This is a genomic window from Brevibacillus sp. HB1.2 (assembly GCF_013332495.1).
GTDB lineage: Bacteria > Bacillota > Bacilli > Brevibacillales > Brevibacillaceae > Brevibacillus > Brevibacillus porteri.
The window spans coordinates 689,861-699,419 of record NZ_JABMIU010000003.1 but is presented as its reverse complement, the minus strand read 5'-3'; the positions used below and the strand labels follow the sequence as shown (position 1 = coordinate 699,419).

The following is a 9,559-nucleotide window of genomic DNA, read 5'->3' as shown; positions in this document are numbered from 1 at the left end:
GAAGATGAATCTGACTTCAAGTAAAACACAAGCTTATTTTCACAGATTAATTCTATTCCGGTTTTCAAGGAGCATTTTATTCCATCTGTGCCTCAAGCAGAGGCGACGTTTTTTAATATAGCATAGACTAAAACCTAATGCAATAGGAAAAACTAAATAAGTTAAAAAAATGACGTCTAACAAAGGAAGTGAACGAGGGTGCGTGTAGTCAGCTACAACATTCATAGCGGCCGTGACCTCTGGTGGCGAAAACGTTTGAACGAAATGACTCTGACTTTAAAGGACTTGCAACCAGACATCATCGGTCTTCAGGAAGTCCACCAAAACGGGAAGTATGGGTATCAAGCGAGCTACATCGCCGATCAATTACAGTATCACCTAGCCTTCTCCCCTTCAATTGCGATAGGAGATGGGTATTACGGCAATGCACTGCTATCGAAGTACGCGCTTGAAAATGTCGACGCCATCGTTTTGCCAGCCAGAAAAGAGCAACGAACCCTCCTGTATGCATCCTTCCAAGGGTACGGTCGTACGATTACGCTTTGCGTTACACACTGCAGCTTAAATCAAGTAAGCAGACTGGCCCAGCTACAGCTCATGTCGACATTAATACAGCAACACGCAAAAGCCCCATTACTCCTAATGGGGGATTTCAACGCGAGTAATGTGTCCTTTACTCCACACCTGATGGACTGTGCTCTTGTTTCAGGTCGGGAAAAAATACCAACTCTTCCAGCCTTCCGCCGACGTCTGGACTATATTTTTGCTTCTCATCACTGGAATATTGAGCACTACGAGCTGCTTCCTGTCAATTGGTCCGATCATGTCCCGCTCATTGCCGATTTGAGACTGACGGAATCCCCAGCTCTCGAAGAATAAAATCTTTAACATCAACCAGTCTTGCTGGGAGTGGAAACATCTCCGAAGCACCTGCAATCACTAACGGAATCAGCGAATCTTGCTTATGCAGTGAGCCGTGACTTCCTCCACCTAAATGCGTGGGAGCACATTCCGATAAAAATTCATAGCTCTTGGCAGCAGTAACGACTACCACGTCAACGGTTTGCGAGAACAGCGACCCGTATAGTCGAGAAAAAGCATCCGGGTATGTATCAAAAGAAAGACACTCTCCATCATATTGCACATCCAGCACGGAAACGTCCCCTTCAACAGACCAAGAAGAACCATACGCATCTTGATACTCCCCATTGCGCCAAAAACACATTTCCTGTTGTGTTCCACCACGACGCACCTTTACCTTCTCTCCCTCTTTCCAAGCAATCAAATCAATTCTTTCTTCCACACTAACCGCTTCTACAATAGAAAGTGGATTCGTTCCATTCACTGGGTACAAAAAAGTCATACGCTCATTATTGCAAATGACCACTTCCACTTCTGGTGTCACCTCGGTACCAAGCGCATGGATCGAAAAATTCGCCAGGAGATGATTCAGTGGAATATTGTGGTCTTCACTTGCACCGATAACGGTTTGCCCATGATCACTAATCAAAATACATACGTTTCTTTCCAGCATTTGCTCCCATGACGCGAAGCTATCCAGCAAACGAGCCAATTGCTTGTCCACATCTGCCAAGTGCTGTACGGCATCCTCCGGGGAATTGTGGAGTTTATGATCATTCTCTGGCAAATAGACCAGCGTAAAATGCGGCTGCTGACCGCTGCGTATCACTTCGATCAAAACATCGATTGCATAGGCATCATTAATCCCGTAGCCTTCTAAAGCGGATTGGGCGAAATCCCAAGGGACAGAGCGAAACAGTGCAGGACGGACTAACGTCCCCATGCTCATGATCGTTGGACCACTCACCTTTTCTCGCAAGGAAAAAGATGTGATTGTATCAAGCAAGGTCGGCATTTTCACCTTATGCTGCTTATGTCCGCGATGGGCAATCACATTGATGGAACCCGATACGAAATTGTTTTCTTCCAGTACCTCATGAATGGTTTTGACATCCTTGCTAAGATGACGTTCATTCAAATCAAAAAGGACATTTTCTGCACAGCTTAAGACTCCTATTTTTCGGATGGGATTGGCCCCATTTATATAATTCACCATCTTTTTCTGCTCTGCATCATACCAAACTAGCCCCGGTACTTTGTGCTGATCGGGGTATACCCCCGTTATGAGGGAGCAGTCTATCGAAGCCGTCATCGTAGGGAAAACAGTCACACAATCTGGTATGTACTGGCTATGCTCCATGAAAAACCGAAGTGCCGGTGCTTTATTGGCAGCAATGCATCGCTCCAGAACATCAGGCATCATGGAGTCGATCAGGAAAAGTATGACCTTTTTCATCCGGCTGCCACCCTTCTTGTCGTAGTAGACGTAGTAGTCATAGTCGCACCTGATAGTGTTCGATTTTCCATTACCGAGTATACGCCTGAAAAAGAAAAAGCCCCTGCTCGCCAAAAAGCGATAGGGGATCTTGCTTACGAAGTAAATGTGAGGGTGTTGACACCATTTTTCGTTTGCAGTTTGAGTGCAGGGTACTTTTTCAAATACGGAGCAAGTACCACATAATCTTTTTCACCAATCGACGGATCACCCAGCAAATGTGAGAGTATAGCAGCTCGGATTTGCAGCCCTTGAGGCGTTTGTTTAAAGAGAGGCTCCACTGTCGGGAAAGGAATTCCATTGATGACTGTGTCGCCTTCTGCGTCACTCAGTTCCCACGTCCTGACGTTCAAGGAGTGGAGAGCTTCTACTACTTGTGCTCCATAATCCTCCACAACCATATCTGGTTGAAGCCCTACGTGATTTACCACGGTATGATTAGGAGTAAAATATTCATTCAGTGTAAGCTTGAGTGCGTCACCGTCTGACAACGGAATAACTTGTTGAGCACTCCCTTTTCCAAATGTTTTGGTACCCACAAGTTTGGCGATACCATGATCACGCAGCGCACCTGACAACAGCTCAGATGCAGAAGCTGTTCCGCCGTTTACCAAAATTCGCACTGGAATGCCGATATCCTGCCCATTTCGTACCCACGTCTCAACCTCTACCCCATTGCGATTCGTGGTGTACATAAGCAAGCCTTCTTCCATAAAGAGACTCGCGATGTCCCGCGCTGTGACCAAGTATCCCCCGCCATTATCACGCAGGTCTAACACCAATCCGGACAACGGTTTTTGCACACGGGAAAGTTCTGCGAGCTTATCCCTTACCTGGATAGCTCCTTCTGATCCGAATGTTTCAAGACTGATATAGCCAACCGCGCCTTTCGTAAACATCTGTCCTTCCGCTTCCGGCAAGGTCATGAAGGCACGCTTCAGCTTCACTTGGTGCTCCCGTTTGTCGGATGGACGATACACAGTAAGAACGGCTTCGGTCCCTTCGTTGCCCTTCAAATAAGCATACGCTTCTTCAAAAGTCTTTCCGACCAACGAGGTCTCATTGACATTGATCAATTGATCACCTCGTTGCAAGGAAGATGCTGCTGCTGGAGAATTCGGAACGATTTCACGGATGATAATATGATCATTTTGCAGCCGCAGACGAAAGCCAAATCCAACAAATTGATTTTCAACGTCAGATTGGAACAGACGCAATTCGTCTTGGGTAAAAAATACGCTGTGCGGGTCATTGAGCGTGGAGAGCATTCCATCAATCGCCCAAATGTTCATCGTCGGCGTATCAAACCCGCCTTTCTTCTGCCATTCTGCAAGCCTCAATTCCAACTCGTCCCAAGTATCATCTTCTTCAGAAACTTCGAACTGAAGCTGTTTTTTCAGTTTGGCCTGCTCGCTGACCACCTCTAGAGCCCCTTTTACCAATTGTTTGGCTGCCGGCTTGCTCAAGTGGCTCTCCATGACGTGCAGGAACACTTCTTCCGTTTCTTCGTAAGGATACTCTGCCGCTTGCACAGGAAGAACAGTTGTAAGTAGTAGGACAATTGCTATTGCCCATTGACTAATTCGCTTCATGGAGCCACCCCTTTTCGAACATCATCAGGTATCGAAAATACAACATTGCTTGTAAAGTCGTAATTGTCGGTACCCGAATAGGCTACATATCCGTCGCCCTCATAAATTTCTTCATAACGCCACGTATGTTTAACAATTTGGTCGCTGGCCCGATCAATATAATACTTGTTCATGAACAAAGGAACGTCTTTCACTTTTCCTTGTCCGAGCGTAACCTTCTTTGATTTCTCTACTAGCATAGAGCCCGGAATCCATTCCGTAATGACATCGTATTTCCCGTAAGATTGCTTGTAGTAGCGAGCATGAAGCTCCTTAGCACGATCGGTTACCTTGACAGCACCAACCCACTCGTGCAAAAAGTCAACTTTGTCCGTTCTATTCTTGTCCCATGTCTGCCGATCCGTATCGTACGAGTATTGCGTGTTTGTTTTCCCATCTGTATAAGAGAGCAGCTTGTCTGATATTAGTTTTTGAGGGGATTGATAAAAGCCGGATATTCTGCTTATTTGTTTTTCCTTGTTAATATCCTGCGTGTATGAGAACGTCAATCCACTCAACACCGCTTCGCCCTTCACTTGGTAGGTGTCGGCATTGTCCAACTGACGCAAAGAGTATCCCAAATCAGAAATAATAGCTGGCTGATCTTTTAAAGAGGCAAACTCTTGACGCAACATTTTGTCCAGTTGTTTCATTCTGCTGTCTGACGCTTTCGGTTTCATCGCAGCAAGAACTTCTTCTGCTTCCTGAATACGTCCTTCCTGCAAATAATAATAGGAAGTATTCAACAATGCTTCTGGGCTTCTGTCAGCAAATTGCTTGTAACGTGCCAACGCCAAGTCTATCTGACCACCCCTGATTTCTAGTGCCCCCAAATACACAGCAACCGATTCCCATTCTTTGGGATTTCGCTTGAATTTTTGTTCATAGACACTGAAGCGGTCGAGCACTTTTTGATACTGGCTTTGATCCGTGTTCCCTAGCTGCAAGGCAATATCGTACACATTGGCAGTTAATAGCCCGAGTGTGCCTGGGAGAATGATTCTGTCCTCGAGGTAAGCATCGATAGCAAGAAAAGCTTCATCCAGATTGGTTTCAAGCGGTGTTTCAGGATTCCAGCTCAATAAATAGTGAACACCGACTTGATTGGGGAAGGAGGAATCGGCCAGCTTGCGTAACTGCGCAAATGTCTCTTCACTATCATTTCTACTGCGAATAGCGGCAGCCGCATCTACATAAATCTGTTCTTCGGTTGTTTTGGGATCTACATAGGTAGCGAATAACGGCAATACCTCTTCGATATCCGGGACCATCGGGAACTTTTTCCCATCATAATCCAACAGAGGCATGATTCCATCCTGAAGGAAATAATTCACCATGCGATCAGCTGCGACTGCAGCATCTCCCCGCTTCACCCGATCCGTTTTTTCTCCGTCTAGCCATCCCCATGAACGCACTTCTTCCCAAGCATTTTTACTATCTGGAGACATCGTGAACATTTGCAATATCTTGGCAGCTTCTTCGTTGGAGATCGGCTGATTCGGCTTCATCATCTCACCTGGAAAAATGTACTGAATCGCATTTGGCCCGTACAGTCTGTCCAAGATCGTGGAAATGCGCAACGTTGGTTTGTACATCCAGGTCAGGCGATCAACATCTTTATACGGCAAATACGGTTCCTGAAAACCTTCTGCTCTCGCCCACTCTGAATGCTCGGATAAGAAAGTAAGCGGATAGATCTGATACTGCCCACCGTAATAAAGACGATCGATCATCACGAGAAATTCCGCACGTGTCATGTCACGATTTGGGTAAAACTTCGGAACATTTGGACCAGCCTCAAACAAACCGAGCTGCACACCTTGAATGATTGCGTTTCTCGCCCAGTGCTTGTTGATGTCATTGTATGGCAATAAGCCCCCAGCCGCTGATGCGACGCCGGGGGTGAGTAAGCTTAACGTTAATAATCCACAAGAAATCGTTCGGATTAGTTTTTGCACATAAAATCCTCCTACACTTCATCTGGCAGGCAATCAAAGGTTGATCCTGCTACGTCTTATACAAACTGGAACGGATCTGTGTGCACGCGCGAAGGAATAACCTCTGTTTCGTAACCATTTGCCTGCAATTGTTCAAGCAAGATGGCCGCCAGCTTTTCCTTCATGATTTTTTCGATATTGTGACCAGCATCTACGATCGACAAGCCTTCTGCTTGTGCATCGTGTGCGGTGTGATACCCAATGTCTCCGGTTAAATAAACATCCGCGCCTTTAAAAATGGCTTTGGAAACAAAAGAGCTACCGTCTCCACCTACTACCGCTACTTTTTTGACTATCGCATCCAAGTCACCAACTACGCGAAGACCATGGAGGGAAAAACGTTCTTTGACGAGCAAAGCAAACTCACGCAGCGTCAGTGGTGCAGGAAGACTGCCAATACGTCCAATTCCATATGCAGTTCCGGACTGCTCCAAAGGAATGATGTCATAGGCGACTTCTTCGTAGGGATGAGCAGCAAGCATGGCTTTGACCACAGCCGACTGTCTGGAAGCAGGAACAATCATCTCGATGCGAACTTCCTCTGCTTTTTCCAACTGGCCTGTCGAACCGATATGGGGATTCGTTCCTTCTCCTGGTAAAAAGGTTCCAGTCCCTTCTGTCTGAAAAGAACAGTGGCTATAGTTGCCTACATGCCCTGCACCCGCTTCAGCAAGAGCGGAAAATACTGCTTCTCTATGGGTAGCGGGTACAAATACGACGAGCTTCTTCCAAGCCTCTCGTGAAAGAACATCCAGTACTTCTATGTCAGTGAGTCCAACCGCTTCTGCAAGCCAATCGTTCATCCCCCCGTACGCAACATCCAAATTAGTATGGGCTGTGTATACAGCAATGTCGTGCTTGATCAGCTTTTCGAACACACGTCCTGCGGCGAGATCCGTCCGGAGGTGTTTGAGTGGTCGATAAATGACGGCATGGTGAGCCACAATCAGGTCTACACCCTCTGCAATTGCTTCATCCACCACAGATTCCAACACATCTAGTGCGATCATTACTTTTTTTACCTTTTTTTGCAAGGTGCCTACATGAAGGCCAATCTTGTCGCCTTCCATCGCCAACGATTTTGGCGCCAGACGTTCTACATACTGGATTACTGTTTGTCCGTGCGCAAGCATGCAATCACCTCATCGATCCATTTTACTTCTGCTTCGATTTCTTTAATTCGTTCTGCTGCTTCCGGCTTGTCCGAACGCTTTAATTGAACGATGACCTTTTGCCATTTTTCTTGCTCGCTCAGCCACTTCTCTTGTAATACTTCTGATTTTTCCTCCCAAAGAAATGGACCAATGCGCAGAAGCTCTTGCTGTGTACGATCTTTGCCCTCATAAGGCAAGGTAGGATTGCCTCGTTCTGCAACGAGAATCTCATAAATCACGCCGTCCTCCTGCAAAATGGACTCTGCGATTAACTGCCAACCATTCTCTATCATCCACAGGCGAACCGCTTCTTCCCCTACGTTTGGTTGCAGAATCAGGCGTTGTACACCTTCGAGTTTGTCTTTTCCTGCTTCCAAAATGGAAACGATCAGTTGTCCGCCCATCCCCGCAATGCAGATTACATCTGCTTCGCCAGGCTGTAATACTGCGAGTCCGTTTCCTTTACGAACCGAAGCGCGATCTTTTACCTGCAATGTATGTATTTGTTTTTGCGCCGCTTGAAAAGGCCCTTCATTCAATTCGCCTGCGATCACGAAGGAAGCCATTCCTTTTACAAGCAAATAAGAAGCCAACAACGCATGATCCGACCCGATGTCGGCGACGCGGGCTCCTTCTGGACAATAGCGGGCAATCGTTTGTAGCCGCTTGGATATTGATACTGATGTCATCTGTATATTCACCTTCCGTTGCCTCTATTCTACCCTATTTGGCAGCAATTGCGAAATGCTAATTCCCTAACAGATGATCAGCAAAGAACGACAAAATCCTCGCTGTTGCATCCAAGCAGGGACAATGCAACTAAGTGGGGCTCTAGGGTAGTAGTCGGGAGGCTTACAGGTAGCCATTCTGTTGGATGTAATGTTCGGAATAACAAGGAAAGTTTTTAAACATGACAATATTTTTGGTATTTTATGTAATTTAACTTAATTTTTACTAAATTGTGAACTTTATTTTAATAAATAAATATTTACAAATTTTTTACAGATATGTATATTAACGCCATGCACATCATGAACTACACAGACTAAATTTCTTTAAGGAGGAGAACAGTTTGAAAAAAAGAACCGGCAAGTGGTGGGCAATGGGTTTACTCTCTTCGGCGCTAGTGATGAGTGTCTTCACAGGTGCGGGGGCAGCCAGTAATGATTCAACCAGTGAATTTAGTGAACTTGGTACTGCACGGGTATTAATTCAGTCAGATTCGGATGTGAGAACTGGTTATTTTGCTGAACCACTGGATGTACGCCATGATTTTGGTCAAGAGGGCTTTACTCTCGATGTAAATAGCGATCAACTTAACCAGCTGAAAAGCGATCCCAATGTAAAAATTACCGTGTTGAAAAAATTTAAGATCGCTGAGTATATAGAAGAAGATCAGGCAAGCGAGCCAGAGTTCTCGCCTGCAGCAGTCGTTCCGTGGGGAATTAAAGCCATCTATAAGAACCAGTCCCTCTCTGCTGCGACTGGCGGTGCAGATGTTCGTGTTGCAGTCCTGGATACTGGCGTGTATACGCAGCACCCAGACCTAACCGCTAACGCAGAGCAGTGCAACGATTTCACACAAGCTTCTTCTCCTGTTGTTACCGGTGCTTGCAATGATGCGCATGGTCATGGAACACACGTCGCTGGAACTGTTCTCGCTGACGGCGGCGGTGGCGCAGGTATTTATGGTGTAGCACCAGATGCTAAGCTATGGGCATATAAAGTATTGGATGACTCAGGCTCCGGCTATGAGGATGACATTGCCTATGCCATTCGTTACGCTGCTGACCAGTCCGCTCAATTAGGCGTGAAAACGATCGTCTCTATGTCCCTTGGCTCTAGCAGTAAGAGCACCCTTATGGCAAATGCCATCACGTATGCAAACCAAAACGGTGTATTAGTCGTCGCTGCAGCCGGTAACTCTGGACCGACAGTGAATAGCATTGGCTATCCTGGCGCATTAGTGAATACAGTAGCCGTAGCAGCGTTAGAGAATGTTCAACAAAACGGTACCTACCGTGTAGCTGACTTCTCTTCTCGTGGCAAGAGCGGGCAAGCGGGAGACTACGTGATTCAAGAGCGCGATGTGGAAGTATCAGCACCAGGACGCGCTATTCAGTCTACATGGAATAACGGAGGCTATAACTCCATTAGCGGAACCTCCATGGCAACACCACACATTTCAGGTTTGGCTGCAAAAATCTGGGCATCCAATCCATCTTGGAGCAATCAAGATGTTCGCGTAGAATTGCAAAAACGTGCGACAGGAAATGACATCAAAGGTGGCTCCAACGCTGCTGTAGGTGACGATATCGCTAGTGGCTTTGGATTCCCAACTGTACAACCTGGCGATCAATAAAATAATAAGAAACAAAAAAAGAGCCATGGCTGTCAGTTTTTGCTGGCAGTCATGCTCTT

7 protein-coding genes are annotated in these 9,559 nt (G+C 46.3%); 2 read left to right on the top strand and 5 right to left on the bottom strand.

All coding sequences use genetic code 11. The features are described from left to right. The first annotated feature begins 198 nt into the window (after window positions 1-198). Window positions 199-879 carry an endonuclease/exonuclease/phosphatase family protein gene (locus tag HPY28_RS11460; protein ID WP_017247763.1) on the top strand — a complete coding sequence of 227 codons (681 nt, stop codon included), beginning with the start codon at window positions 199-201 and terminating at the stop codon, window positions 877-879. On the opposite strand, the gene HPY28_RS11455 is transcribed toward HPY28_RS11460, so the two are convergent. The 5 genes from HPY28_RS11455 to HPY28_RS11435 all read right to left on the bottom strand — a co-directional run bounded on the left by HPY28_RS11455 (window position 833) and on the right by HPY28_RS11435 (window position 7,827). After that, entirely contained in the window at window positions 833-2,317 is a 1,485-nt protein-coding gene (locus HPY28_RS11455) for an alkaline phosphatase family protein (protein ID WP_174230583.1), read from the bottom strand. The two genes, HPY28_RS11460 and HPY28_RS11455, sit on opposite strands and share 47 nt — an antisense overlap. A gap of 134 nt (window positions 2,318-2,451) precedes the next feature. Then, the gene (locus tag HPY28_RS11450; protein WP_174230582.1) at window positions 2,452-3,948 is read right to left on the bottom strand and encodes a S41 family peptidase; all 1,497 of its coding nucleotides are present in this window, start codon (window positions 3,946-3,948) and stop codon (window positions 2,452-2,454) included. Continuing rightward, complete coding sequence (locus HPY28_RS11445; protein ID WP_174230581.1) at window positions 3,945-5,945, bottom strand: S-layer homology domain-containing protein; 2,001 nt, start codon at window positions 5,943-5,945, stop codon at window positions 3,945-3,947. The genes HPY28_RS11450 and HPY28_RS11445 overlap by 4 nt, the downstream gene beginning before the upstream one ends. A gap of 56 nt (window positions 5,946-6,001) precedes the next feature. After that, window positions 6,002-7,117: a Nif3-like dinuclear metal center hexameric protein gene (locus HPY28_RS11440; RefSeq protein ID WP_017247760.1), complete on the bottom strand. Its 1,116-nt coding sequence runs from the start codon at window positions 7,115-7,117 to the stop codon at window positions 6,002-6,004. Next, the gene (locus HPY28_RS11435) at window positions 7,093-7,827 is read right to left on the bottom strand and encodes a tRNA (adenine(22)-N(1))-methyltransferase (protein WP_017247759.1); all 735 of its coding nucleotides are present in this window, start codon (window positions 7,825-7,827) and stop codon (window positions 7,093-7,095) included. The genes HPY28_RS11440 and HPY28_RS11435 overlap by 25 nt, the downstream gene beginning before the upstream one ends. 383 nt (window positions 7,828-8,210) lie before the next feature. Between HPY28_RS11435 and HPY28_RS11430 the strand changes: the two genes are divergently transcribed. After that, the gene (locus HPY28_RS11430) at window positions 8,211-9,500 is read left to right on the top strand and encodes a S8 family peptidase (RefSeq protein WP_017247758.1); all 1,290 of its coding nucleotides are present in this window, start codon (window positions 8,211-8,213) and stop codon (window positions 9,498-9,500) included. Window positions 9,501-9,559 lie beyond the last annotated feature (59 nt).

Bases quoted from the DNA above. Each gene is read 5' to 3' on its own strand.
- HPY28_RS11455 (WP_174230583.1), bottom strand. From the start codon at position 2,317: ATGAAAAAGGTCATACTTTTCCTGATCGACTCCATGATGCCTGATGTT.
- HPY28_RS11450 (WP_174230582.1), bottom strand. From the start codon at position 3,948: ATGAAGCGAATTAGTCAATGGGCAATAGCAATTGTCCTACTACTTACA.
- HPY28_RS11440 (WP_017247760.1), bottom strand. From the start codon at position 7,117: ATGCTTGCGCACGGACAAACAGTAATCCAGTATGTAGAACGTCTGGCG.
- HPY28_RS11435 (WP_017247759.1), bottom strand. From the start codon at position 7,827: ATGACATCAGTATCAATATCCAAGCGGCTACAAACGATTGCCCGCTAT.